Source organism: Modestobacter sp. L9-4 (assembly GCF_019112525.1).
Classification (GTDB): Bacteria; Actinomycetota; Actinomycetes; order Mycobacteriales; family Geodermatophilaceae; genus Modestobacter.
Genome location: NZ_CP077800.1, coordinates 804,587 through 830,018 on the forward strand (window position 1 = coordinate 804,587; position 25,432 = coordinate 830,018).

At 74.1% G+C, this 25,432-nt stretch carries 25 protein-coding genes and 1 riboswitch; of the genes, 2 read left to right on the top strand and 23 right to left on the bottom strand.

Annotation, left to right across the window (positions count from 1 at the left end; translation table 11 throughout):
• Nucleotides 1-32 precede the first annotated feature (32 nt).
• Nucleotides 33-797, bottom strand: a complete 765-nt coding sequence (locus KUM42_RS03785) for a biosynthetic peptidoglycan transglycosylase (protein ID WP_237495067.1) — start codon at nt 795-797, stop codon at nt 33-35.
• Nucleotides 798-953: 156 nt separating this feature from the next.
• Nucleotides 954-2,756, bottom strand: coding sequence for a metallophosphoesterase (locus KUM42_RS03790; protein ID WP_237495068.1), 1,803 nt, complete (start codon nt 2,754-2,756; stop codon nt 954-956).
• Between the two features lie 188 nt (nt 2,757-2,944).
• On the opposite strand from KUM42_RS03790, the gene KUM42_RS03795 reads away from it, so the two are divergent.
• Nucleotides 2,945-3,781, top strand: a complete 837-nt coding sequence (locus KUM42_RS03795; protein WP_237495069.1) for a hypothetical protein — start codon at nt 2,945-2,947, stop codon at nt 3,779-3,781.
• 60 nt (nt 3,782-3,841) lie between these two features.
• Here the strand turns inward: KUM42_RS03795 and KUM42_RS03800 are convergent, their stop codons facing one another.
• The 13 genes from KUM42_RS03800 to KUM42_RS03860 form a co-directional block, all read right to left on the bottom strand.
• Complete coding sequence (locus KUM42_RS03800; protein ID WP_237495071.1) at nt 3,842-4,345, bottom strand: hypothetical protein; 504 nt, start codon at nt 4,343-4,345, stop codon at nt 3,842-3,844.
• Between the two features lie 133 nt (nt 4,346-4,478).
• Nucleotides 4,479-5,339, bottom strand: coding sequence for an HAD family hydrolase (locus tag KUM42_RS03805; protein WP_237495073.1), 861 nt, complete (start codon nt 5,337-5,339; stop codon nt 4,479-4,481).
• Complete coding sequence (locus KUM42_RS03810) at nt 5,336-6,472, bottom strand: cysteine protease StiP family protein (protein ID WP_237495074.1); 1,137 nt, start codon at nt 6,470-6,472, stop codon at nt 5,336-5,338. Before KUM42_RS03810 ends, KUM42_RS03805 begins: the two co-directional genes overlap by 4 nt.
• On the bottom strand, nt 6,469-7,854 hold the full coding sequence (locus KUM42_RS03815) for a phosphoribosyltransferase domain-containing protein (RefSeq protein ID WP_237495076.1): 1,386 nt from the start codon (nt 7,852-7,854) through the stop codon (nt 6,469-6,471). The genes KUM42_RS03810 and KUM42_RS03815 overlap by 4 nt, the downstream gene beginning before the upstream one ends.
• Complete coding sequence (locus KUM42_RS03820; protein WP_237495078.1) at nt 7,851-9,005, bottom strand: HpcH/HpaI aldolase/citrate lyase family protein; 1,155 nt, start codon at nt 9,003-9,005, stop codon at nt 7,851-7,853. Before KUM42_RS03820 ends, KUM42_RS03815 begins: the two co-directional genes overlap by 4 nt.
• A gap of 115 nt (nt 9,006-9,120) precedes the next feature.
• Nucleotides 9,121-10,374, bottom strand: coding sequence for a hypothetical protein (locus KUM42_RS03825; protein ID WP_237496715.1), 1,254 nt, complete (start codon nt 10,372-10,374; stop codon nt 9,121-9,123).
• A gap of 13 nt (nt 10,375-10,387) precedes the next feature.
• Complete coding sequence (locus KUM42_RS03830) at nt 10,388-10,951, bottom strand: TerD family protein (RefSeq protein WP_237495080.1); 564 nt, start codon at nt 10,949-10,951, stop codon at nt 10,388-10,390.
• Between the two features lie 10 nt (nt 10,952-10,961).
• A complete protein-coding gene (locus KUM42_RS03835) occupies nt 10,962-11,450 on the bottom strand; it encodes a hypothetical protein (RefSeq protein WP_237495081.1) in 489 nt (162 codons plus the stop codon).
• Nucleotides 11,451-11,489: 39 nt separating this feature from the next.
• Nucleotides 11,490-12,719, bottom strand: coding sequence for a toxic anion resistance protein (locus KUM42_RS03840; protein WP_237495083.1), 1,230 nt, complete (start codon nt 12,717-12,719; stop codon nt 11,490-11,492).
• Between the two features lie 34 nt (nt 12,720-12,753).
• Nucleotides 12,754-13,332, bottom strand: coding sequence for a TerD family protein (locus KUM42_RS03845; RefSeq protein WP_237495085.1), 579 nt, complete (start codon nt 13,330-13,332; stop codon nt 12,754-12,756).
• Nucleotides 13,333-13,414: 82 nt separating this feature from the next.
• Nucleotides 13,415-14,089: a hypothetical protein gene (locus KUM42_RS03850; RefSeq protein WP_237495087.1), complete on the bottom strand. Its 675-nt coding sequence runs from the start codon at nt 14,087-14,089 to the stop codon at nt 13,415-13,417.
• A 57-nt stretch (nt 14,090-14,146) separates the two neighbouring features.
• On the bottom strand, nt 14,147-14,725 hold the full coding sequence (locus KUM42_RS03855) for a TerD family protein (RefSeq protein ID WP_237495088.1): 579 nt from the start codon (nt 14,723-14,725) through the stop codon (nt 14,147-14,149).
• A 75-nt stretch (nt 14,726-14,800) separates the two neighbouring features.
• A complete protein-coding gene (locus tag KUM42_RS03860; RefSeq protein WP_237495090.1) occupies nt 14,801-15,376 on the bottom strand; it encodes a TerD family protein in 576 nt (191 codons plus the stop codon).
• 165 nt (nt 15,377-15,541) lie between these two features.
• Here KUM42_RS03860 and KUM42_RS03865 point away from each other — a divergent pair, with 165 nt between their 5' ends.
• On the top strand, nt 15,542-16,438 hold the full coding sequence (locus KUM42_RS03865; protein ID WP_237495092.1) for an NAD(P)-dependent oxidoreductase: 897 nt from the start codon (nt 15,542-15,544) through the stop codon (nt 16,436-16,438).
• Here the strand turns inward: KUM42_RS03865 and KUM42_RS03870 are convergent.
• The 8 genes from KUM42_RS03870 to KUM42_RS03905 all read right to left on the bottom strand — a co-directional run bounded on the left by KUM42_RS03870 (nt 16,435) and on the right by KUM42_RS03905 (nt 24,872).
• On the bottom strand, nt 16,435-17,322 hold the full coding sequence (locus KUM42_RS03870) for an NAD(P)-dependent oxidoreductase (protein WP_237495094.1): 888 nt from the start codon (nt 17,320-17,322) through the stop codon (nt 16,435-16,437). The two genes, KUM42_RS03865 and KUM42_RS03870, sit on opposite strands and share 4 nt — an antisense overlap.
• A gap of 119 nt (nt 17,323-17,441) precedes the next feature.
• The gene (locus tag KUM42_RS03875; protein ID WP_237495095.1) at nt 17,442-18,224 is read right to left on the bottom strand and encodes a FadR/GntR family transcriptional regulator; all 783 of its coding nucleotides are present in this window, start codon (nt 18,222-18,224) and stop codon (nt 17,442-17,444) included.
• Nucleotides 18,225-18,274: 50 nt separating this feature from the next.
• The gene (locus tag KUM42_RS03880) at nt 18,275-19,291 is read right to left on the bottom strand and encodes an ABC transporter permease (protein WP_237495097.1); all 1,017 of its coding nucleotides are present in this window, start codon (nt 19,289-19,291) and stop codon (nt 18,275-18,277) included.
• A gap of 19 nt (nt 19,292-19,310) precedes the next feature.
• Nucleotides 19,311-20,819 (bottom strand): sugar ABC transporter ATP-binding protein, encoded by a 1,509-nt coding sequence (locus KUM42_RS03885; RefSeq protein WP_237495099.1) that lies wholly within the window; start codon nt 20,817-20,819, stop codon nt 19,311-19,313.
• 31 nt (nt 20,820-20,850) lie between these two features.
• On the bottom strand, nt 20,851-21,870 hold the full coding sequence (locus tag KUM42_RS03890) for a sugar-binding protein (protein WP_237495101.1): 1,020 nt from the start codon (nt 21,868-21,870) through the stop codon (nt 20,851-20,853).
• 29 nt (nt 21,871-21,899) lie between these two features.
• A complete protein-coding gene (locus KUM42_RS03895; protein ID WP_237495103.1) occupies nt 21,900-22,763 on the bottom strand; it encodes a class II fructose-bisphosphate aldolase in 864 nt (287 codons plus the stop codon).
• On the bottom strand, nt 22,756-24,204 hold the full coding sequence (locus tag KUM42_RS03900; protein WP_237495104.1) for a four-carbon acid sugar kinase family protein: 1,449 nt from the start codon (nt 24,202-24,204) through the stop codon (nt 22,756-22,758). Before KUM42_RS03900 ends, KUM42_RS03895 begins: the two co-directional genes overlap by 8 nt.
• A complete protein-coding gene (locus tag KUM42_RS03905) occupies nt 24,201-24,872 on the bottom strand; it encodes an aspartate/glutamate racemase family protein (RefSeq protein ID WP_237495106.1) in 672 nt (223 codons plus the stop codon). Before KUM42_RS03905 ends, KUM42_RS03900 begins: the two co-directional genes overlap by 4 nt.
• Nucleotides 24,873-25,309: 437 nt before the next feature.
• A riboswitch (cyclic di-AMP (ydaO/yuaA leader) is annotated at nt 25,310-25,420 on the top strand.
• Nucleotides 25,421-25,432 lie beyond the last annotated feature (12 nt).

Here is a 25,432-nt window from a genome sequence, read left to right on the forward strand (position 1 = left end):
GGCGGCGGCGCCCTCCCGGGCGCCGCCGGCGGTCAGCCGGTGACCAGGCCCCAGTCGGCGGCCGCGGCGTCGTCGGCCTGGGCCCGGGTGAGGTCACCGACGGCGACCAGCCGGTCGAGCACGTGCAGCTGGCGCTCCCGGGCGAGGTCGGGGTGCACCAGCGGGTCGTAGGCGGTGGGCGCCTGGAACAGCCCGGCCAGCAGCGAGGACTGCGCCCAGGTCAGCTGGTCGGGGGCGACGCCGAAGTAGCCCTGCGTGGCGGCGGTCAGGCCGTAGAAGCCGTGGCCGTAGTAGCCGTCGTCGAGGTACATCTCCAGCAGCTCGGTCTTGCTGTAGGCCCCGTCGAGCTTGAGCGCCAGGACGACGGCCTCGGCCTTCTGCACGGGGCCGTTCCGCCCGTCGAGGTAGAGGTTCTTGGCCAGCTGCTGCGGCAGCGTCGAGCCGCCCTCGTCGGTGCCGGTGACCAGCCCGCGGAAGGAGCGGACGACGCCGCTGGGGCTGATGCCGGGGTTGCTGTGGAAGCTGCTGTCCTCGACGGCGACGAGGGCGTCGACCAGCTCCGACGCCGGGGCGACCGTCAGCGCGGGGGCCTGGTGCTCCATCAGGAAGGCGGTGACCCGGTCGGGTGCGTCGTCGACCGAGGGCGTGGCCACCCAGCCGACGCCGACGGCGAGCGCGACCAGGACGAGCAGGGCGAGGGCCGCGCGGCGCAGTCCACGGCGCACCCGCGCCCCGCGGGACCGCCGCACCACCTGCGGCCGGCTCACCTCAGGGCTGTCCAGCAGATCGAACGCCATCGACTTCCTCCTCCCGACCCCCGTGCCACCCCGGTGAGGCGCACGTCCAGCATCAGGGCAGCACGCGATCTTGTGATCGCCCTGGGGAGTGAAGAAGAGGAGGCCGTGAGTCCACCCCTGGGGGTGCACCGCGTCATCCCCCGGCAGGAGGAGGGCTCAGCTGCCGGGCCAGGGCTCCGCGGGACCGATGCCCAGCTCCGGGCCGCACACCCGGTCCGCGGCGACGTCCTGCGGGCGGAAGTACAGCGTCGAGGCCGTGACGTCGTCGCCGAAGGCCTGCGGGGTGGTCGCCGCCTCCGGCGCGGTGCCGAAGGTGGGCGCCGCGGAGGCGATCGAGAACCGCACCACCCGGGTGAACTGGCAGTTGCCCGCCACCGACTCGATGCTGAACTCGATCGGCGGCCGCTCGGTGCCGCGCACGATGTTGTCCAGCCCACCGGCGCCGGTGGAGCCCTCGACCAGGTCGATCGTCGCGTCGCCGGCCTGCACGTCGGCGCTGTCGTTCTGGGCGTGCACGTGGCCGGAGACGGTCTGCCGGATGCGGCCGGGCAGCACCTCGCGCAGCTCCTTCGCAGCGACCGGCTCGTGGATGGCGAACAGGTCGATCGGGGTGGCCGCGGCCACCGCGCCGTCCGGCGGTGCGGACGCCGGTGCGGACGACGGTGCCGCAGCTGCCGAGGACGACGCGGCGGCGTCCTCGGCCGGCGGGCCGACCGCGGCGCGGACGGTCTCCTGCTGCAGCGGGTCGACCACCGAGGGGTCGTCGGCGCCGTAGCGGCCGGACGCGCCGTAGACCCGCGGGTCCGACAGCCCGGCGACGGTCAGCCCGAACGCGTCGACCAGCCCGGCGGTGACGGCGTACCCGCCACCGCCCACCGTCGTCTTGGTGCCCAGCACGGTGACCCCGGGGATGCCCGCCATCACCTGCACGGTCGCCGGGGAGTCGTGGTTGCCGGCGATCCACAGCATCGGGGTGGTGGCGGTGAGCGCCCGGACGGCGTCGAGGTAGCTGGGGGTGAGCTCGGCGGCGGTGCCGAACTCGCTCTCGTCGCCGGCGTTGACGATCAGGTCGACGCCGTAGTTGGCCGCGTACTGCCCCACCAGCGGGTAGTTCGCGGCCAGGTGCATGTCGGAGATGGTCATGATCTGCAGTGCCGTCTGCGGCGTCTGCTCGTCCTCGATCTGGGCCTGCAGCGCCGCCTGGATGCCCACGACCGAGCCGAGGACGTCGAGGGCCTTGGACTGCTGGGAGTAGTACTGGCTCAGCTCGCTGGGGAACAGCTGCGCGGCGGCCAGCGTGCCGGTGAGCCGGGACTCCCGCACCCAGTTCGGGTCGTAGCTCAGCGCCCCGTACGCGGCCACGGCCAGGACGACGACGACCGCCGCCCCGGCCTGCCGCACCCGGCGGCGCAGCTCGTGGGTGCGGCGCGGCTGACCGCGCAGGTAGCGCAGCGACATGTCCACCGCGGCGGCGGCGGCCAGGCCGAGGGCGACGCCGAGGACGAGCTCGGCGAGCAGCCACCCGATGATCGTGGGCGCCTGCTCGGTCACGTCGGCCTGCAACCGCTGCACGAAGCGGGGCACGTTCCCGCCGGCCAGCCGGGTCAGCGCCAGCACGTCGACGTCCTCGGGGCTGATGTGCACCCCGAACGGCACGCCGCTGACGGCGGGGAACTCCCAGCTGCCCAGTGTGGTGTCCGCGCTGAGGCCAGGGCGGGTGAACAGCGAGCCCCGCACCTCGAACGGCACGCCCTGCACGGTCGCGTGGTACGGGAACGCCTGCAGCAGCGCGGCCGCGCCGCCCAGCGGGAGCGCGATCCGCAGCAGCCACCGGACGATCGCCCCCAGTGCGGCGGCGGCCAGGTCACCGGCCCGCCGGGCGGCGTGCTCGGCGCGCTGGCGCCGGGTCGCCGGGAACGGCAGCGGCAGCTGCTGGACGTCGTGCCGGTTGTGCGCCATCGCGTCCATCATCCCGTGCCGCAGTACCCGGCCGGGGCGACCACGAGGGTGGTCCCGGCGACATCGCCGGCGGCCCGTCCGGGTGGGCGCAGGGTCGCGGCCGACGGGCCGGGCGGCGATCCGTGGGACGCTGTGCGTGAACCGACGACGACGCACTCGCCGACTCGTCGCCGACGAACGGGGCTCCCTTGGCACTGATCACCTGCCCCACCTGCGATTCCGACGACATCAACGGCACGCCGCAGCCGGACAGCCGGCTGCTGATCCACTGCAACGACTGCGGCCACGAGTGGCTGCGCGGCGAGGCCCGCCGCGACCCGGCGCGACCCGCCGTCCAGACCTCGGAGTCGCTGCACGCGACGTTCCCGACCGTGGCCGACGTCCGTCCGGACGTGCGCGAGCGCGTGGCGCTGCTGACCTCGGAGTTCCTGATGGAGCGGCCCGAGGCCGACCCCGACGTCGCCGCCTACCGGGAGCGCTACGCCGCGCTGTTCACCCGCGACGGCCTGTCCTCCGCGACGGCCGAGCAGCTGCTGCACTTCGCGAACTCCACGACCGTGGCCGACCCGGGCAACATCTCCGGGTTCAACCGGGCGTGGAAGACCGCCGGCCCGGACAAGGCCGCCACCCAGGTGCGCGCCACCATCGAGTACCTGCTGTTCGGGCCGGAGAGCCTCAAGCTCGAGGACCGCATGACCCACCTGGTCGACGGCACCAAGAAGGGGCTGGGCTTCCCCTCCTTCAAGGAGTCGCTGCTCACCAAGGTGCTGTGCGTCGTCGAGCCCGAGCGCTTCCTGCCGATCGTGAAGTACACCGCTGCGGCCGGCGGCAAGAAGGAGCTGGCCAAGGCCGTCTTCGAGCTCGACCTCCCGCCGGTGGAGAAGTCCGCCTGGACGGTCGGCCGCCTCGCGGTCTGGAGCAACGACCTGCTGCGGTCGCTGGTCGGCAACGAGCTGCCCGACCTGCAGGAGGCCGCGAAGTTCCTCCAGTGGGCCCGCACCCAGCCGGTGCTCTCGCGCAGCTGAGCCACCGACGCAGAACGCCCCGCCCCGGAGACCGGGTGCGGGGCGTTCGTCGTCGGGGCGTCAGTTGCCGCTGTAGGCGCTGACCCCGAAGTGCTGGTCGCCCTTGTCGTCCTCCTGGACGAGCACGGTGGCGGCCTGGCCGCCGACGATGACCGCGCAGGTGTCGCCGGAGCAGTCGATGGTCTCGACCTGCAGGTTCTGCCCGGACAGGAACTGGGTCACGGCGGCCTCGGTGTCGGCGTTCGAGTCGTCGCGCTGGTTGCGGTAGAGCACGACCGCCGCGATGGCCAGCGCGGCCACGATGACCACCAGCAGCGCCGAGATCAGCAGGTTGGTGTTGCGGGAGACCCAGCCGGGCTCACCGGAGCCGCTGGTCTCCCCGGTCGTGCCGTCGCCGATCGTGCCCTCGCTGGTCGTGCCGTCGCTGGTCGTGCCGTAGGGGGCGGTGCCGTCGGTGCCGGGGGCGGGCGTGACCTCGGGGGTGCCCACGGAGGTGGCGCCGGCCGTGGGGACGTGCCCGGTCGAGCCCGGCTCGGTGGGGTGGGTGCTGCCGTCGGTGCTCATCGGGTGCGTGCCTCGCTCTGGTCGGGCGCCGCGGGGTCCGCGGCAGGGTGGTGGGGGTGGTGGGGGTCTGGGTGCTGGCGCGCGCACCGGCCGTCACGACACTGCCACAACGAGGTGTGTGCCGGGTCCCGGCCTACCGGACGGCGGTGCCGGCGCTGCGGTCGCGGGGCGCCACGCCCTGGGTGTGCGCGGCGAACCAGGCGACGATCTCCTCCCCGGCGGCCGCGCCGGTGCTGGTGAGCGCCTCGACCCAGGGTGCGGACCAGCCGCTGGCGGCGATCTCGCCGTGCCCGGGGTGCACCGCCCGGTCGGCGGCGGCGAGCAGGTCGACGTCGAGCAGGGAGTCCCCCGCGGCCAGGACGACCTCGGCGCCGACCCGGTGGGCCACCTCCAGGGCCGCCGCGGACTTCTGCAGCGGCAGGGGCACGAGGTAGACCTTGCGGCCCTGCACCGACAGCGACCAGCCGCCGTCCCGGGCCCAGGCGGTGAGCCGCGCGACGGCGGCCGGCGGCAGGGCCGCCCGGTCGACGACCATGTAGCAGAACAGGTCGGCCGCGACCCGGGGCGGCCCGGCCCACTCCGGTCGGCACACCTCGGTCAGCTCGGCCAGCGCCGCCGCGAGCGGGGCGACCCCGGCCACCGCGCGCGCGACCTGTCCGGCCCACGCGGGGTCGGGGACGCCGTCGACGAGCAGCACGCCGCCGTTCGCGGCGACCGCGTACCGGGGCGGCGGTCCGGGCAGCCGCACCCGGGCCAGCTGCGCCGGCGTGCGGGTGGTGACCGGGACGACGACCTCACGGGCGGCGAGCGCGGCCAGCGCGGTGGCGGCGGCAGGAGTCATGAACGACACGTCCCGGCCCTCGTGCCGCTCCACCACGACCAGGCCGGCGGTGCCCGGGCCCGCGGGGTCGGCGACCAGGCCGCCCGAGGGCGCGGCGGCGGCGGAGTAGACGAGCGTGCGGTCGAGGTCGCTGGCGATGAGCGTGCGGGTCACGCGTCCCTCCCGAGGGGGCGGATCAGGCCGACGCAGGCGTAGGGCATGTCGTCGACGAGCTCGACCGCGGCGCCGCGCTCGTCGGCCAGCAGCAGCACGTGGGCCAGGTCGGGCACCGCGTCCCGCCGGACGAGCACCTTCTCCGGCACCCGGCGCAGCAGCACCCGGGTGGTCTCCCCCACCCCGGGCTTGACCAGGTTCAGGTCGGCGACGCCGTGCTCGGCGGCCAGCCGCTGCACGGTCGCCCAGCCCGACCAGGTCGGCGTGCGGTCGGAGGCCCGCAGCGCGGGCAGGTCGGCCGCCACCCGGTCCGCGACAGCAGCGAAGGAGCCGCTGACGGTGTCCAGGAAGCGCGCCGAGACGTCGGCCGGTGCCAGGTCGGCGTAGTGCTTCGCGCCGTGGAACTGGCCGGGGCCGATCAGCCGGTCGGTGAGCACGGTGCGCGACACCAGCCCGGACACCGTGGAGTTCAGGCACGCCGAGGCGATCAGGAAGTCGCGCCGGGTGCCGAAGGTGGCCGTGCAGGAGCCGGGGTCGGCCAGCACCGCCAGGTCGGGTGCGAAGCCCCGCCCGGCCGGCAGCGCGGCGTTCGCCTGCGCCACCGACGTGGCCAGCTCACGGCTGATCGCACCCTTGCCGGTCCAGCCGTCGACGAAGACCACGTCGCGCGGGTCGTGGTGGGCGGCCAGCCAGGACAGCGCCACCTGGTCGATGCCGCGCCCGCGCAGGATCGACAGGGCGGCGTGCGGCAGGTCCAGCCCGTGCGCCGCCTGCGCCCAGCGGCGCACCAGGATCCCGACCGGCGTGCCGGCCCGGGCCAGGGAGACCAGCACCGGCGGCCGCTCCCGCTCGGCGAGCACCAGCTCGGTGACCAGCCCGACGGCGTGCGCGAGCGTCTCGGCGGAGTCGGCCAGCGCCCGGTCGAACAGCTGCTGGTAGGCCGGCCCCGGCTGGTACTCCACCGGCAGCGACTCCGAGTAGTGCGCAGCGCCGGACTGCACGGCCTCCTCGCGCTCCTCGACCGGCGCCTCCAGGTCGGCCCCGGACAGGTCGGTGAGCAGCCAGCTGACCTCCTCGGCCCGGTAGGAGCCGAACGCCGGGCCGTGCAGCGGGTCGGGCAGGGCGCCGGTCACCGGGCGCCCGGGCGGGAACCGGGGACGGTGAGCACCGTGACCGGCCCCGCGCTGACCGCGGCCAGCTGGGCGCGCAGGTCGCCGTCCCGGCCGGTGCTCGCGTCGTCGAGCACGAGCAGCACCGCGTCGAACGGTGCGGCGCCGGCGGGCGGGGCGACGTTGTAGGCGAACCGCGGGCCGGGCCCGTCGGCGGGGTCGTCGGAGGCGGGGAAGGTCAGCGCCGTGCGGATCGCGCAGCCGGGCTCGTCGACCGGGACGACCGGCGAGCGGGTGGTGCTGGAGAACACGACCTCGACGCCGTCGCCGGCCAGCAGCCCGGCGAGCTCGGCGGCGAGCCGGGTGGGCAGGTACATCAGCTCCTCGGTGCCCAGCACCAGCAGTCGCTCCCCCGCTCCTGCCGGCAGGCCGGGCCGCAGCTGCGCGGCGACGGCGGCCACCGCGGCGTCGAAGGCGGGCCGCTCGGAGTCGGGGAAGCCGTGCCGGCCGCCGTCCCGGACGCCGGCGGGCCAGCCGGTCACCGAGCGCACCTCCGCCGCGGCCGAGCCGGCCTCGACCGCCGGCCGGCCGTGCTGCTCGACCAGGGCCGCGCCCCGGGCCAGGGCGTCGGCGGGCAGCGCGATCGCACCACTGACCAGGGCGACCACCTCGATCTGCACGCCGGTGCGCTCGGCGAACCCGGCCAGCGCGGCGCGGTCGGCGGCCGACCGCAGGTCGACCAGCGCGGCGACCAGGTACCGCGACCGGGGGGCGACCGCCTGCACGGCGCGGACCGTGTCCATGACGGTCGCGCCGGTGGACAGCTCGTCGTCGACCAGCACCAGCGGCCGCGGCCCGGCCAGCAGTGCAGGGTCCTCGGGCAGCAGCAGGTGGCTGGTGGCGTGCGAGTGCGACTCCTCGAAGGCGCCCACCGCTGCCACCCCGGGCACCGGACGGCGGGTGGAGTGCAGGTAGGGCGCGCGCAGCTGGTCGGCGACGGAGTGCCCGAGCCCGGTGGCGGTCTCGGCGTAGCCGAGCACCAGCGCGTCCGCGGTCGTGGCCGGCAGCTGCGCGTCGAGGGCGGCCAGCAGCCGGGACGACGCCGTGGGGTCCCCGCGCAGCGCCGCGGCGACCAGCGCGCCACCCTCCTCGGCCAGGCCGCCGGGGGTCCCGGTGAGCCGGTCGGCGACCAGGGCGCCGAGCAGCCGGCCGGCGCCGTGCACCAGCCGCGGGTCGGTGGGCACGTGCTTGCCCAGCACCCGGCTGACCAGCAGGTGCGCGCGGCGCGGGTTGCGGCGCAGCGCCATCCCGACGAGGTCCTCGGCGACCAGGCCGCCCACCCCGGCGGTGGTGGTCAGCCGGGCGTCGAGGCGGTCGGCGGTCCACTGCCCGCTCCAGACCGTCACAGGGCCGCGCCGAGCAGGTCGACGAAGGACGTCGTCGGGTGGGCGACGCCGAACACCGCGGCCCGCTGCAGCGTCCGCAGCGCCCAGGCGGTGTGCGGCTTGGACTCGTTCATCTTGTTGCGGAACGCCGACGCGGCGGCCCCACCGGCGCCACCGGTGCCCAGCACGGCGAGCGCGTCGCTGTGCTCCTCGTGCGTGACCACCGACAGCGCGTGCACCGCGGCGACGTGCGAGGGGTGGATGACCGTCTTGCCAGACAGGCCGTTGGCCCGGTCGAGCACCACCTCGCGGATCAGCCCGTCGAGGTCGCGGCGGATCAGCTCGGTGCGCAGCGCGCGCTCCTGGTGCTCGTCGAACGGGGTCTGCCGCAGCTGGGGCTTGAACAGCCGCTCGGGGCTGGAGAAGTACTCCCAGACCGCGCCGGTGATGACGTGGCCGGTGCCGTCGGCGCGGCCGAGGACGTTGACGATGTCGGCGATGGCGTCGGCCAGCACCCGCACGTCGTAGACGGTGAGCTCCCGGCTGCGGCGCAGCCCGTAGGTCGCCGACAGGTCGGTGGCGCCGATCCGGACGGCGAGCACGTGCTGCCGGTGGGCGGCGAGCAGGTCACGGATGCCCAGCAGCGCCGCCGCCCGCGTCTCGGTGTGCGCGATCTCCGGCGACTCCAGCACCGGCATGACCCGCAGCAGCCGGCCGGTGCGCTCGCTGGCGGCGACCACCTCGGCCAGGAACGCCGGGCCGGTGCGCGCGGTGAACTTCGGCAGCACGAAGCCGGTGAGCACGCCGACGTCCTCACCCAGCTCCGCCACCAGGGCCGGGACCTGCTCCGGAGACCGCACCCGGATGAACACCAGCGGGCCGTCGGGGGCGGTGGCCGCGTGCCGGCGCAGCTGGGCGACGACGTTCTGCTCGGCGGCGGGGACGTCGGCGTCGGCGATCGCGTCTTCCAGGCACAGGACGGCGCTGAGCACGCCGGCGGCCCGGTTGCGGGCGAGGTCGGCCGCCAGCGCGGGCCGGGTGGCCGGGCTGTACAGCGTGGCGCCGAGGGCGAGGCCGAGCACGGCCGGGTCGTCGGCGGCGGTGAAGGGCTGGGGCGGCAGGGCGAACAGCCGCGCCTCGTCCGCGCCGGTCAGGTTGTCGAAGTGGCGCATGAGGACCTCGGGAGGACGACCACCGGTGGCTGGGTGGGTGCGGGTCAGGGACGGGCGGCCGACGCTAGTGCGGCTCAGCGGGCGCGGTCGCCCACCGCCGCGTGAACTCTCGGGTTCACAGGACGGGGGTGGCGCCGTCGGCCCAGGTGATCCGGTCGTAGCCGAACGCCTGGGCGACCTCGCGCACCGCGCCGGTGACCAGCTCGCGCTCGGCGCGCAGCACGTGCTCCCCGGCGATCGCGTACAGCGACAGCGCCGCGACCGGACCGGCGTGCCGCCCGACGTCCAGCGGCACCTCGACCCGCGCGCCGCCGAAGGTGGTCACCCGCAGCGTGCCGCCCCAGTCGAGCTCGCGGCCGGACTCGGAGAACGCGTAGACCAGCAGCCGGCGCAGCGCGCGGGACTGCCGCAGGTCGACCGTCAGCCTCTCGTGCGCGCCCTGCGCCCCGGTGACCACCGGACGGCGGGACTGCGGCGGGGCGGTGCCGATGCCGGTGGCCAGCTGCACGATGCCGGAGGTGCCGTCGGCGAGTTCGTAGAGCGCACCGATCCGCACGTCCCCGACCGCGGCCGAGGCGATCGCCTCCACCGTCAGCGTGCCGACGCCGGACTGCACCCGGGTCAGCGTCACCGTGGGGTCGCGGCGGGTCAGGATCACCCGGCCGCCCGGGGCGAGCCGGGGCACCGTCCGGCGGGCCGGCGGCTCGGCAGCCGCAGGCGCCCGGACCGGCGCCGCTGCTGCAGGCGCTGCCGATGCAGGCGCGGGCGTGAGGTCCAGCGGGTTCGACAGGTCCCGCGAGGCCGTGGGGACGGCGGACGGCGCGGGCGCCGCCGGACCGGAGAGGTCGAGGGGGTCCGACAGGTCCAGCGGTGCAGACCGCTGGGCGGTCGACGCCGACCGCGGGGCAGCCGCCGGAGCGGCAGGCGGCCCGGAGAGGTCCAGCGGGTCCGGCCGCGGGGCAGCCGGCGCCGGGGTGGCCGGCGGGCCGGAGAGGTCCAGCGAGTCCGGCCGTGGAGCGGCCGGCGGCCCGGAGAGGTCCAGCGAGTCCGGCCGCGGTGCGGCCGGCGCCGGGGCGGCGGGCGGCCCGGAGAGGTCCAGCGACGAGGACAGGTCCAGCGACGACGCCGGGCGGGCCGGTGACGGCGCGGACGCCGACAGGTCGAGCCCGGACGACGGCTCCGACAGGTCCAGCCCGACGGACCGGGCAGGCGAGGCGGCAGCCGGCGGAGCAGGCAGCGCGGCAGGCGTGGCGGCGGGCCGCGACGGCTCGGGTGCAGGGGCCGTGCCCGGGACCGGCCGCACCGTGCGGTGCCGCAGCCAGGCCAGGTCCGGCCGCGGCGGCGCCGACGCCGGCGGCTGCCCGATCACAGCGGCAGCCCGGTCACAGCGGCAGGCCGTAGTCGGCGGCGATGCCGGCGATCCCGCTGGTGTAGCCCGCACCCAGCACCCGGAACTTCCAGTCCCGCTGGTGGCGGTAGACCTCACCGAGCACCAGCGCGGTCTCCCCCGACAGCGCTGTGGCCAGGTTCTCCGAGCGCACCAGCTCCCGGCTGTCGGCTGCGTCGCGCACCACGACGGTGAGCTCGCGCAGCTGCCCGAGCGTGCGCCGCTGCGCCGTCCCGTCGTTGAGGTAGAGCACCACCACGACCCGGTTGACCTCGGCCGGGACGCCCGCCAGGTCGATCTCGACCTGCTCGTCGTCGCCCGCGAGCGCGGTCTCCCGCTGGGCGACCGACTCCTCCGGGGAGGTGAGCTGGTTGAAGAACACGAAGTGCTCGGCCGAGAGCGCCCTGCTGTCGGCGTCGCACAGCACCGTGCCGAGCACCAGGTTGTCCTGCACCAGCCGCTCGGCCCCGGCGTTCCAGGAGACCCCGACGACGATCCGGGTCAGTCCCGGGATCTCCCGGGTCAGTGCGACGTTGGCACCGCGGCTCATCGCCGCCATCAGGCGTCCTTCACAGTTCGAGGTCCGATCGGGAGAACTTGGTGCGCAGGAAGCTGCCCTGGGTCATCAGCGCGTCGACGTCCTGGTGCTGCGCGGCGTCGCGCACCGCCAGCGCCGAGGTCTCCAGGGCGTCGAGCTGCTCGAGGAGCGACTCCGCCGGGGTCCGGCCGCTGGCCCGTGGCACGTCGACGAGGTCGTCGTCCACGGCCAGGTAGCTGCGCACCGTGGTGGGCAGGTAGTCCGTGGCCGTGGCCCGCACCGAGATGACCGCGTAGACGTCCAGCGGGCGCACGTCGGCTGCGTCGACGACCTCGCGGAGCGCGTCGGTCACCCGCCGCGCAGCGACCACCGCGGCCAGCGGCAGCCGGCCGGCGGAGGCGTTGACCAACCGGTCGACGTCGGTGAGCGCCGCGCGCAGGGCCCTCGGGCTGTCCTCGGGCTCGGGGGTGAGCTCGGCGACCACGCGGGAGGCGACCTCAGGGCGCTTGAACCACGCCACCGCCGTCCCTCCCCCCGCTGCCCGCACCGGTCAGTGCGCTCACCCGCCGGTGATCTCGTTCCGGCGGGTGCGCTCCAGGTAGGGCTGCGCCCGCTGGATCTGGCCCTCCAGCGCCTGCACCGTCTGCGCCATGGAGTCCACGGCCTGCGCGCGGAAGGTGTCGACGGCGTCCATGGTGGCGAACACGTTGTCGAAGGCGGCCTGCAGCTTGGCCACGTCGATGGTCGCCGACGCCGCCTGCTGGTTGATCGCCCCGCCCTGGATGCGCAGCTGCTCCGACGTGGACTCGATCAGGTTCGACGTCACCGTGTTCAGCGCGTTGATCTGGTCGAGCACCAGCTTCTGCCGGCTCAGCGCCTGCGACACGATGACCGCGGTGCGCAGCGCGGCGATCGTGGTGATCTGCGCCCGGTCGACCCCGCGGATGAGCTCCAGGTTGTTGCGCCGGATGAGGTCCAGGGCCATGTAGCCCTGCACCGCGACCGCCAGCTGGGTCTGGATGTCCTGCCGCCGCTGGCGCACCGGGAACAGCGCGTCGGAGCGCACGGTGTTCGCGTCCTCGGTGCGGCCGGCGACCTCGAGCTCGGCGATCCGCTGCTCCAGGGCACCGTCGAGGGCGGCGGCGAGCTCGTTGTACTCGCGCAGGGTGCCCATCAGCGCCCACATGTTGGTCTTCTCGGTCTCGATGGCCGCGTTGTCCTTGCGCAGCTCGTCCTGACCGGAGTCCAGCGCCTTGATGATGGAGTCCAGGTGCGACTGCGCCGACTGGTACTTGGCGAAGTAGCGGTCGACCTTGTCACCGCCGGGGATCCACTTGAGCACCTTCTTGACCCCGGTCAGGTCGGCCCGGTTGGGGTCCAGGTCGGTGACGGTGGTGCGCAGGTCGACCAGGGTGTTGGAGACCCGGGTCTGGGCGTCGGCGACCTTGCCGCCCTTGCCCATCGCCGCGGCCGGGCGCTCCAGCATGCGGTTGGAGACCGCCGCGGAGGAGCGCATCTCCTTGTCGCCCATGTTCGTGATGGACGCGACCTTCTCGGCGAAGGCCGGCGACTTCGAGTCCAGCGACACCAGGTCGGCGACGAAGGCGTCGGCCCGGCTGCGCAGCGCCACCGCCTTGCCGTCGTCGAGGGGGACGGCGCCGGCGGCCTGCTCCGGGGCCACGACGACGACCGGCGCCGGCGGGGCGAGCACCAGCGCACCCGCCGCCGGCGCGGCGGCGGGGGTGGCCGTCGGGGTGCCCGACGACGCGCTGAGGTCCAGTTCGGACACGGGGGTTCCTCCTACGACGGATCGGTCGGGTGGACTACAGGGCGCTGGAGACCGCGGGCATGAGGTCGCGGAACGTGCGCCCGGACGCCGGGACGCCGAGCGCGGTCATCGACCAGCCGGCGCCGTCGCGGGTCACCCGCGCCATGATCTGCGCGTTGTGCGAGCCGGAGCCGGTGAGCTCGTAGCGGGCGATCTCGGTCTCGGTGGTCTCGTCGATGAGCCGGCAGAAGGCGTTGGCGATCGAGGAGAAGTCCTGGCCGGTGAAGGAGTTCACCGTGAACACGACGTTGGTGACCGAGGCCGGCACGCGGGACAGGTCGACCTGGATCGCCTCGTCGTCGCCGTCACCGGCGCCGGTGCGGTTGTCACCGGTGTGCAGGACCGAGCCGTCGGAGCTGCGCAGCTGGCGGAACCAGACCTGGTCGACGAGGTTGCCGGAGGCGTCCAGCAGCAGCGCGGAGGCGTCGAGGTCGATCGACTGGGCCTTGCCGCCGCCGAAGAAGCCCTTCTTCTTGACCGCGTCCCAGCCCAGGCCCATGCGGACGCGGGTCAGCGAGCCGCCGTCCCGCTTGGACAGGCTGACCTTCTGGCCCTTGCTCAGGTTGACGCTCATCGATGCCACTCCTCTGTGGTTGTCCCGTGCACGTGGTCCGGCCCGTCAGACGACGGCGGGGCGTCCGGGGTTCCCGGACCGCTCACTTGCGACCCACGCCCCAGCGGATGCCCCAGTCGTAGGCCGCGTCGAGCTGGGCCTGGGTCCCGTCGACGTAGCGGACCTCGCGGCGCACCGCGAGGTCGCCGCCGGTGGGCGTGAGCAGCGCGATCGCGCAGGTCCGGGCACCGTCACGGGGCTCGTCGAGGTGCACCTCGATCGAGGGCCCGGACGCCGGGGTGAGGGTGACCAGGCCGTCGGCGCCGGCCCAGTTGGCCGAGCCCTTGTAGATGTAGGCGAACACCAGGACCCGCGAGATGGCCGCGGCCTGGCCGAGGTCGACGTGGAGGTTCTCCCCCGCCGAGTTGCTGCCCGAGCGGTCGTCGCCGTCGAGCCAGATGGTCGGCGAGGCCGCACCCGGCGCGGTGACGGAGAAGGCGTTGCCGAGGGCCTGGACGACGCCCTTGCGCCCGCCGGTGAACTCGTAGAGGCAGCCGAGGTCCAGGTCGACGTCCGGCTCGCGCTTGCGCAGGAAGCCGCCGCTGGGGCGCGAGGTCCAGTTCAGGTTGACCCGCAGGACCCCGCCGCCGCCGGTGGACTTGGTCAGCGACACGGTGGGCGCGGACTTGGTCAGCGTCACCTTGCCCGGGGTCGCCGCGGGGGGCGCCGTCGCGGCAGGGGCCTGCTCGCGGGGCTTCTTGGTGTAGTCGATCGGCACCTCAGGCTCCCTTCCGGACGCGGGGCACCGGCGCCCCGCGCGTGCAGCCAACCACGCTCATCCGACGTTGACGCCGAACTCCGTGGCGATGCCGGCGAGCCCGGAGGTGTAGCCCTGCCCGACCGCGCGGAACTTCCACTCCGTGCCGCGCCGGTAGACCTCGCCGAAGATCATCGCCGTCTCGGTGGAGGCGTCCTCGGACAGGTCGTAGCGGGCGAGCTCCGCGCCGTCGTCGGCGTCCACCACCCGGATGTAGGCGTTGCGCACCTGCCCGAAGGACTGCCGCCGGGTCTCCGCGTCGTAGATCGACACCGCGAAGACGATCTTGTCGACGTCGGCGGGCACGGTGGCCAGGCCGACCTTGATCGCCTCGTCGTCGCCGTCCCCGAGGCCGGTGGTGTTGTCGCCGGTGTGCTCGACCGAGCCGTCGGGCGAGGTCAGGTTGTTGAAGAACACGAAGTGCTCGTCCGACAGCACCCGGCCCACGCTGTTGACCAGCAGCGCGGAGGCGTCGAGGTCGAACGCGGAGCCCGACGTCGTCCGGGCGTCCCAGCCCAGGCCCACGACGGCGGCGGTGAGGCCGGGGGCCTCCTTGGTCAGCGAGACGTTGCCGCCCTTGGCGAGGCTGACGCCCATGTCGAGCTCCTTCTCTCTGTCCGTGTGGCACCCGCGGGGGGGGCCGGCGGCGGGTGACCGCCGCCGGCTGCGACGTCAGACGTTGATGCCGAAGTCGCGGGCGATGCCGCCGAGGCCCGCGGAGTAGCCCTGGCCCACGGCGCGGAACTTCCAGTCGCTGCCGTTGCGGTACAGCTCGCCGAAGACCATGGCGGTCTCGGTGGAGGCGTCCTCGGAGAGGTCGTAGCGGGCGATCTCGCGGTTGTCCGCGGCGTTCACCACGCGGATGAAGGCGTTGCGCACCTGGCCGAAGCTCTGCCCGCGCTCGTCGGCCTCGTAGACCGAGACCGGGAAGACCACGCGGTCCAGGGTGGCCGGGGCGCCGGCGAGGTCGACCTTGATCTGCTCGTCGTCGCCGCCGCCCTCACCGGTGAGGTTGTCGCCGGTGTGCTCGATGGCGCCGTCGGGGCTGCGCAGGTTGTTGAAGAACACGAAGTACTCGTCGGCCGGTGCCTTGCCGTCGGCGCCGAGGCCGATCGCGGAGGCGTCGAGGTCGAAGGGCTTGCCGTCGGTGGTGCGGGCGTCCCAGCCCAGCCCGACGATCACCGTCTTCAGCCCGGGGGCCTCCTTGGTGAGTGAGACGTTCCCGCCCTTGCTGAGGCTGACAGCCACCTGGATCTCCTTCGATCGGTTGCGCGGGCCGCTCCGGCACCTGCCGACCCGGCGTTCTCGGCTCCGATACTAGGCAGGACGGCTGTGCAGGAGCTGGTCGTCGCCCACTCGGGTGGACGACCGGGAGCTCCCCTCCTCCCCCTCCCGCGGGGCTACCGTGCGGTGGTGTCCGCACCCGTCGCCACCGACCACCCGCAGATCGTCGCCTGGCTGGGGCTGGGCGCCATGGGCACCCCGATGGCCGCGCGCCTGCGGGCAGCCGGGCACGACGTCCGGGCGTACGACCCCCACGGCGGTCCGGAGGTCGGCGCCGGGACCCCGGCGCTCGCCGCGGCCGGCTGCGACGTGCTGATGGTGATGGTCGCGACGCCGGAGCAGGCCACGCAGGCGCTGTTCGGCGAGCACGGCGCCGCCGCGTCCCTGCGGCCGGGCAGCCGGGTGGTCCTGCTCGGCACCCTCGGGCCCGACTGGGTGCGTGGGCTGCAGCTGCCCGACGGGGTCCGCGTCGTGGACGCGCCGGTCAGCGGCGGCGTCACGCGTGCGGCCACCGGCGAGCTGCTGGTCATGGCCGCCGGTGCACGGGCGGAGGACACCGCGCTGCTGGAGGTCTTCGGCGAGGTGGTCCCCGTCGGGGACGAGCCCGGGCAGGGCCAGGCGATGAAGCTGGTCAACCAGGTGCTGTGCGGGGTGCACATCGCCGCCGCCGCCGAGGCGCTGGCACTGGCGGAGCGACTGGGCATCGACCCGCGGCTGGCCTGGGACACGGTCCGCCAGGGCGCGGCGGCCTCCTTCATGCTCGAGGACCGGGGCGCCCGCATGGTCGCCGGGCCGGACGGCACCGTGCGCAGCGCCGTGCAGCTGTTCGTCAAGGACCTGCACCTGGTGCTGGACGAGGCCGACCGGACCGGCCTGCAGACGCCGGTCGCGGCTGCGGCGGCGCGGCTGTTCGCCGACGCGGGCGACGCCGGCCTGCTGCGGGCCGACGACGCCCGGCTGTTCGACCACGTGCGCTCCGGGTCGGGTGGCGACCGGCAGCCGCCACCCGACCCGCAGGACGACTAGTCCTTGGGCAGCGCGCGCCCGTCGGCGTCCAGGTAGTCGCGCCACGAGCGCTTCGGGGTCCAGCCCAGCTTCTCCATGGCCAGCTTGGAGCTGATGCCGGAGGCGTCGACCCGGTCGAGGGGCCGCAGCTCGATCTGGTCCCCGTAGTACTGGTGCAGGACGGCGGCGAAGTCGTGGCCGCCGACGTTGTCCGGTGAGGCGATGTAGAAGACCTCGTGGCCCGGCAGCTCGGACTTCGTGGACAGCACGATCGCGTCGGCCAGGTCGTAGGCGTCGATGTAGCTCCACAGGTTCGGGCTGAGCACCGACGCGTCCCGGATCTGCGGGCCGAGGTTCCGCTCGTAGTTGTCCACGTTCTGCACCCAGCTGGGCCGCAGGGAGATGACCTGGATGTCCGAGCGCTGCACCGCGGCGTCCATCAGCTGCTCGCTGAAGGCCTTGGACAGCGCGTAGGGGTCCTGCGGGCGGACCGGGTGCAGCTCGTCGACGGGTGCGTACTCGGGCAGGAAGGGCCGCTCGGGGAAGAAGAAGCCCGGGACGGTCTCGCTGGAGATGTAGACGAAGCGCTTCACCCCGAACCGGATCGCGGCCTCCAGCACGTTGAAGGTGGCCATCAGGTTGGTCTGGAACACCACGTGCGGCGGGTTGCCGCCGGGCTCGGGGATGGCGGCGACGTGCACGACGGTGTCGGCGCCGCGCACGACGGCGAACGCCTCACCGGCGTCGGTGAGGTCGGCCTGGTAGTACCGGGCGGTGCCGGGCTCGCGGCGCTCGAAGCTGGAGCGGGTCAGGTCGGTCGCGAGGACGTCCTGTCCGTCGTCGAGCAGGGCCTGGACGGCGGCGCGCCCCACCTTGCCGTGCGCACCGGTGACGAGAGTGGTCATGGGGGTTCCTCTGCGGTTGGGAGGGAGCCGGGTCCCGGGAGGGACCGGCAGGAGGGATCGCTCGAGACCGGCCGAAGGGCGGCCGGTGCACGGGCTGACTGGTGGAGAGGGGGGACGGTTCAGCGGGTGGTGCGGGGGCCCACCGGGCCACCGACACGTCCGTCGCCGGCGCGGATGTCCAGCATCGCCGCACCGGGGTCGAGCACGTAGGTGTCCATGTCGCGCTCGGTCTGCTTCATGTGGTCGCGCATCATCCGGCCGGCCGTGGTCGGGGTCCCCCGGCGCACGGCCTCGAGGATGCGCTCGTGGTGCTCGATGGCGTGTGCCCGGACCGGCGCGTGCGCGCTGGTCTGGTGCCGGGTGAGCTGGAGGATCCGGGCCAGCGGGTCGAACAGCGAGGCCAGGAACGTGTTGCCCGCGGCGTCCATCACCTGCTGGTGGAAGGCGATGTCGGCGGCCACGAACGCGGCCGTGTCCTGCGCCTCGGCCGCTGCCCGCATGTCGGCCAGCGAGCCCTCCAGGAGCTGCACGTCCTCCGGCGACCGCCGCTCGGCGGCGAGCTCGGCGACCGCCACCTCCACCACCCGCCGCGCCTCGATCAGCTTGCGCGGCAGCGCCAGCCGGTCCTCACCCTGGGAGGAGCGGGCGACCAGCAGGACGGGGTCCAGGACCGACCAGTGGTCGGAGGGGTTCACGAAGGTCCCCCGACCGTGCTCGACCCGGACGACCGACTTGGCCGCCAGCGCCTTGACCGCCTCGCGCACCGTCAGCCGGCTGACCCCGGCCAGCTCGGCCAGCTCGGTCTCGCTCGGCAGCGGGGCGTGCGGTGGGTAGGTGCCGGCCAGGATGTCGTTGACGATCTCGTCGGCCAGGTCCTCGGCCAGAGCTCGTCGACTGCCCATCCTCACGCCTCCCCACCTCTGATGACTGACCTGTGGAGCGTAGGTGCAACTCACTTGCCCCGCCCGCGCGTCTGCCGCCACATGTTCAGCCCGACCGCGGCCACGATGACGACACCGCTGAAGACCTGCTGCCAGTAGGCGGAGATCCCGAGCAGGATCAGGCCGTTCTGGATGAGGGCGAGCAGCAGGGTCCCCAGGACGGTGCCCAGGATGCTGCCCTGCCCACCGAAGAGGCTGGCCCCACCGATGACCACGGCCCCGATCGCCACCAGCTCGTAGCCGTTGCCGGCCGCGGGCTGCCCGACGCTGAGCCGGGCCGTCTCGATGATGCCCTCCAGGCCGGCCAGCCCACCGGCGATGGCGAAGATGACCACCTTCGTGCGGCGCACGTGGATGCCCGACAGGGTCGCGGCCTGCTCGTTGGAGCCCACGAAGTACACGTTGCGACCGAACCGGGTGCGCGCCAGGACGAGGTGGGCGACCACGGCCACGGCCACGGCGATCCAGATCGGGATCGGGATGCCGGCGAGCGAGCCCTGGCCCAGCACGAGGTAGTCCGCCGGCAGCCCGCTCAGGGTCTGGCCCTGGGTGATCCCCAGCGCCAGCCCGCGGGCCACGGCCAGCATGCCGAGCGTGACGACGAACGGTGGTATCGACGACGCCGCCACGATGGCCCCGTTGACCAGGCCGACCACCACCCCGACGAGCACCGCGAGGACGGCGGCCAGCACGTAGTTCACGTGCATGTTCACCATGAACTCACCGGCCATGATGCTGACCAGCGCCACCGTCGAACCGACGGACAGGTCGATGCCCCCGGCCAGGATCACGAAGGTCATCCCGACCGCGATGATCAGCGACAGCGACGCCTGGCGCCCCACCACGATGAGGTTGCCGCTGGTCAGGAAGAAGGGCGCCCGCAGGGCGAGGAAGAGCACGACCACCAGCACGACGGCTGCGAGGCCTGCCTCGCGCGCCCCGAGCACGGCGCGCAGGCGGTTGCGGGAGCGGTCGCCCGCACCCTGGGGAGCTGTGGGGGGCGCGGAGGCCCCGATCACCGTGGACACGTCGTCGTCTCCTGTCTGGTCACGAGGCCATCTCGTGGAGTCCGGTCGCAAGCGCCATCACCTGCTGCTCGTCCGCCTGCCCGTAGCCGAACTCGCCGACCAGGTGCCCCTCGCGCATGACGAGGACCCGGTCGGCCAGCCCGAGGACCTCGGGCAGCTCGGAGCTGATCATCAGCACGGCGACGCCATCGGCGGCGATCGTGCGGATGAGGCGGTAGATCTCGGCCTTCGCCCCGATGTCGACCCCGCGGGTCGGCTCGTCGAGGATCAGCACCTTCGGCTGGCGGGCCAGCCACCGGGCGAGGACCACCTTCTGCTGGTTGCCCCCGCTCAGCGTCCCGACGGCCACCTCGGGGGACGCCGCCTTGACCCGCAGGTCCTCGGACATGCGCTGGGCCAGCGTGCGGTCCTTGCGGCCGGACACCACGCCCTTGCTGCACAGCTCGTCCAGGCAGGCGGAGGAGATGTTGCTGCGGATCGGCAGGCCCAGGAACAGGCCCTGCTGCTTGCGGTCCTCCGGCACGTAGGCGATGCCCGCGGCGATCGCCTCCCGCGGGTTGCGCAGGTGCACCTGGACGCCGTCCACGTGCACCTGCCCACCGGTGACCCGGCCGTCGCCGAAGACCGCCAGCGCCGTCTCGCTGCGCCCGGCCCCGATCAGCCCGGCCATCCCCACGATCTCCCCGGGGGCCACCGAGAAGCTCACGTCCTGCACCCGGGGGCCGGCGCACAGGCCGCGGACCTCCAGCACCGGGGTGCCGGCCGGCCGGGGGGCCGACCGCTGGCCGTACATGTCGACCAGGTCGCGGCCGACCATCATCTTCACGACCCGGTCGGGGGTGGTGTCGCTGACCGGGGTGACGCCGACCAGCTCCCCGTCGCGCATCACGGTGATCGCGTCGCAGACGGCGAACACCTCCCGCATGCGGTGGCTGACGTAGACCACGCTCACCCCCCGGTCCCGCAGGCCGCGGACGACGTCGAGCAGCGTCTCGACCTCGTCCTCGGTGAGGGAGGACGTCGGCTCGTCCATCACGATGAGCCGGGCGTCCATCGACAGGGCCTTGGCGATCTCGACCATCTGCCGCCGCGCGACGTTCAGCCGGCCGACCTCCTGGGTGGGCAGGGCGTCGATCCCCAGCTCGGCCAGCAGCCGTGCGGTGTCCCGCCGCATGGTCCGGAAGTCGACCGTGCCGAAGCGGGTCATCGGCTCCCGGCCGGCGTAGACGTTCTCGGCGATCGACAGGTCCTCGGCGAGCATGAGCTCCTGGTAGATCACCGCCATCCCCGCCGCCTGGGCGTCCCGCGGGGAGCGGAAGTCGACGGGCCGGCCCTCGACCTCGATCGTCCCCTCGTCGGCCGACACGGCCCCGGCGAGCACCTTCAGCAGCGTGCTCTTGCCCGCGCCGTTCTCCCCGACCAGGCCCATGACCTGCCCGGGGGCGACCACCAGGTCGACCCCGCGCAGTGCCTTGACACCCGGGTAGCTCTTCACGATGCCGCGCATCGCGATCTGTGGCGCCGTCATGACCCTCCTGCCTCTGCCTCGCTGGACCGGGTCAGTGCGGGCCGGTGGCCATGTAGTCGTCGAGGTTCGCGGGGGTGACCACCTCGACGCCGGTGTCGACGTTGAAGTCGGCGGGCTGGTCGGAGTTCCCCTCGTGCAGGCCCTTGAGGATGTCCAGGGCCTGCGCGGTCATCCCGTACGGCTTCTGCGCGATGGCCGCGTCGGCGCACTTCTCCTGCATGGCCGTGATGTTCTGCGGGACGACGTCGAAGCCGACGGCCTTGATGTCGCCGCACTTGCCGGCGGCCTTGAGCGCACCGGCGATGCCGGGGAGGTCCGACCCGCTGATGCCGGCCATGCCGGTGAGGTCCGGGTGGGCCTGCAGCAGGGTCTCGGCCTTGGACTGGGCCCCGGCGATCGACTCGTCGGAGGTCTCGGTGGCCACGATCTCGATGCCCGGGTGCGCGGCGAGCCCCTTCTTCAGCCCGTCCAGGCGCTGCACGAGGTTGGTGGCCGACAGCGAGCCGGTGACGATCGCGATCTTGCCGGTCTCCCCCATCGCGGCGACCAGTGCCTCGGCCTGGCGCTCACCGGCGGCGACGTTGTCGGTGCCGATGTAGCCCATCACCTCGCTGTCGGGCACGGGGCCGTCCCAGGAGATGACCGGGATCCCGGCGGCCCGGGCCTGGGAGACGATGTTGATGACGCTGGCCGGGTCGTTGGGCGAGACCGCGATGCCGGCCGGCTTCTGCGCGAGCACCGACTCGAAGATCTCGACCTGCTTGCCCGCGTCGTCGGTGTCCGGCCCGAGGAACTGGGCCTTCACACCCAGCTTCGCCGCCTCGGCCTCCATGCCCTTGCGGGCGTCGACCCAGTAGGGGTTGTTCAGCGACTTGGGCAGGAAGACGTAGGTGTCGCTCCCGACGTCGCTGGCCGACCCACCTTGCACCTGGGCCCCGGCTCCGGCCGCGTCGGCGCTGCCGGTGCCCGGGCTGCCTGCCCCGGAACTGCAGGCGGCGAGGGACAGGACGACGGCGGCGGTCAGAGATCCGCGGATGGCAACGCTGCGCATGGCGACTCCTCGTGGAGAGTGGGGACGGTTCACGGACGTGCGGACTCGGCACCGACGGCGTCGGAGAGGGCCGAGATCTTGGTGCGTACGACACCCTGGACGCCCTCACGGGCACGTCCCAGGGCACGGGCGACGTCTGCTCCGGGGGTGACCTCGGGCAGCGACTCGGTGAGGGCGGCCAGGAAGGCGACCCGCAGCTCGGTGTTGACGTTGACCTTGGCCACCCCGAGCGCCCGGGCCGCGTGCAGCTCGGGCACCGGCAGTCCCGAGGCGCCGTGCAGCACCAGCGGGACGCCCACGACGGCGCGGATGGCCGCCAGCCGGTCGAGGTCCAGCGGTGTCGGGCCCGCGGCCGTGCCGTGCACGTTGCCCACGGCCACCGCCAGGGCGTCGATGCCGGTGCGGGCGGAGAACTCCGCGGCCCGGGCGGGGTCGGTCAGCTCCCCGGCGGCGGTGGACTGCGAGACGTCCTCGTCACCGGGGACGGCCCCGAGCTCGCCCTCCACCCAGGCCCCGTGGGCCGCGGCCAGGGCCACCGCCTCGCGGGTCAGCGCGACGTTGTCCTCGAAGGGCAGGTGCGACCCGTCCACCATCACGGAGGTGTAGCCGGCCCGCAGGCACGCCTCGATCTGGGCCAGGTCCCGGGAGTGGTCCAGGTGGACCCCCACCGGCACGGTCGCGCGGTCGGCGGCGAGCACCGCCTGCGCGGCGAGCTCCTCCAGCCCGGCGTGGACGAAGGCGCTCGCGCCGGCCTGGACGACGACCGGTCGCCCGGCGTCCTCGGCGGCCCGGCAGATCGCCTGGGTGATCTCCTGCGTGTAGGTGGAGAACGCGCCCAGCGCCCAGCCCTCCCGGTACGCCCGGGTCAGGGTCCCCGTGCCCCGGTCACGCACCGGGCACCTGCCGCAGCACCTGCACCGCGTCGCGGAGGGTGGTGTCGTCGCCGACGTTGCCGGCGAACACGACGTAGGGCAGGCCGGCCAGGCGGTCGTCGCCGTCCGCGGCCGGCTCGGCCCGCCACACCGAGACGATCCCCGGGAAGAGCTGCCCGAGCACGGTGGCGCGGCGGATCTCCAGTCCCTCGGTGGCGACGTCGTGGGAGGTGATGCCGCCCTTGGCCACCACCCAGGCGAGCTCGGTGGCGCCGACGGCCCGGCGGGTCAGCTCGACCAGCCCGGCGGAGACCCTGCGCGCGCCGTCCAAGCTGGCCTCGCCGCCGGCCCCGACGAAGCGGGTGCGGCTGGTCATCAGGACGACGTCGCCCTCGGCGGCGAGCAGCGCGGTGCCGCAGCGCTCCAGCTCGGCGGCCCCGTCGTCGGTGAGCAGCGCCGGCACGTCGAGCTCGACGCTGACCAGGTCGGGCAGCTCCAGCAGCGCGTCGACCTGACGGGTGGTGAGCTGGACGTGCGAGCCGATGACCACCAGGCCCCGGCCCCCGCGGCCGGCCGCCATCTCGGCCGGCTCCAGCGGCGCGCGGCGGTCGATCCCGGCCCGCACCGGCACGAAGCCCGGACCCACCCGGCACACCGCCCGCCACCCGGTGGCCTCGGCGGCGCCCAGGGCGAGCACCACGATCTCGTAGTCGCTCTCCTCCAGGGCGTTGACGACGACGACCGCGCCGTCCCGCGCCTCGAGCAGCAGGTCGGTGACGTGCTCCACCCCGCCGGTGCGGATGTCGGTGAGGGAGATGCGGTGCACCAGCGCGGCGTCGACACCGGACTTCTCCTGGACCCACTCCAACAGGTTCGAGCTGGCGTAGCCGAAGGCGTCGTCGGTGGCGTAGTCGGTCTGCCCGACCGGCAGGAAGCTGTCGTCGACCCGGGCGTAGTGCACGTCGTCGACGGTCACGCGGCCGGCGTCGAAGTAGGCGGGGGCGAGCAGCACCGCGTCGTAGGGCGTGCCGCGGCGGGTGGCCGCAGCCTGAAGGACGTCGGTCTCCAGCGGGTAGTGACCGCGCAGGGTCGAGTCGCAGCGGCTGAGGACCACCACCTCGGTGCCCAGCTCGGCCGCGACGCGCTGCAGCCGGCTGTCGACGTCCTCGAGCAGGTCGCGGGTGGCCTGCTCGCCGAGGCTGCGGCTGTTGGTCAGCACGAAGAAGGTGCCGGCCGGCTGCGCGAAGGCCCAGCGCAGGTCCTCGTCGTCCCAGCTGGTGAGGACCGGGACGTCGTGCACGACCTGGCTGCCCGTCGGGTCGTCGTCCAGGACGACGATCCGGCGTCCGGCCCGGGCGTTCATCTCGCGGATGCGCTGCCGGGCCCCCGGCACGGGCCGCGGGGCGGCCTGCCCCTCGGTGAGCTCGCGATGGCTCCGGGGGCGGAGGGCGGCTGCCGTCACCGCACGGTCTCGCGGACCGTGGCAGCCAGCAGCTCGACACCGGAGCGCGGGCTGGAGAACACACGCAGCCCGGTCTCCTCCTCCAGCCGGCCGACCAGGCGACGCATCGACGCCTGGGCGAGGACGATCACGTCGACCTCCCGGGCGAGCGCCGCGGCCTGCTCGGCGACCATGTCGTCGTGCGCGGCCCGGTCGCCGCCCATGAGGACGTCGAAGGCGCCGGGGCACAGCCGCTGCACGATCTGCGGGTCGCGGCCGGCCTCCCGGGCGCTGGCGGCGATGAGGTCGCTGGTCGGGCCCAGGGTGGTCGGGACGGTGGCCAGGACACCGATCCGGTCGAAGGTCGCCGCCTCCCGGGCCATCGCCTGGTCGATCTTCACGACCGGCACCCCGACGGCGCGCTGAGCGGCGTCCAGCGTGGGCCCCAGGGACGAGCAGGCGCTGAAGATGACGTCGGCGCCCGCGGCCTCGGCCGCCTGTGCCAGGTGCACCATCCGCGCCTCGGAACTCTCCGAGATGCCCTGCTCCCGGACCACCGTGGCCAGCACGTCGGAGTCGACGAAGTGCAGGATCTCGGCGTCCGGGATCAACTCCCCGATCAGGTCGGTGATCACCGGCTCGACGGTCACGAAGACGAAGCTCGTGTGCAGCACGGCCACTTTCGGCATGTCCCAACCCCTCTGATGTGTTGCTCAGATGTCTGAGGACTATGACCCCGGTCATGCTCGTCGTCAAGGACTTTCTGTGGTCCACGCCACGAAACTGCCGGAGGCGACCGGGAGCAGCCGGCGCAGCCGACCGCGCGTCGCCCGCCTCGGGCCGTCGGGGTGTCCGGCCGGTCACGCTGTGTCGGCAACGCGCGCAGCGGGACGACAAGGCGTCTTCGTGCTCGGGACACCGCTCGCCGCGGAGCCACCCAGGTCAGCTCCGGCGAGTCGTCCGTCGGTCGGCGTGGCGGAGCCCCTCACGACGCTGCGCGTGCCCATGCGATCACCGGGAGTCCGCCATACGTTCCGGGAACCCGCTGTGTTCCACCTGTCGCCGATCACGGCGACGAGCCGGCGGGGACCGCCGAACCGGGCGGACGGCCGCGCAGCACCGGCGGCCGCGAGCCCGGGCCGGGGACCCATCGCAGTTCTGGGGTGAAGCGCGACCGGCACACGTGTGCCGCCGCGCCGGGCGAGTTCCCCGCCCGAACCCGTCAGCTAACTCGGTAGGCGGTTGCGGA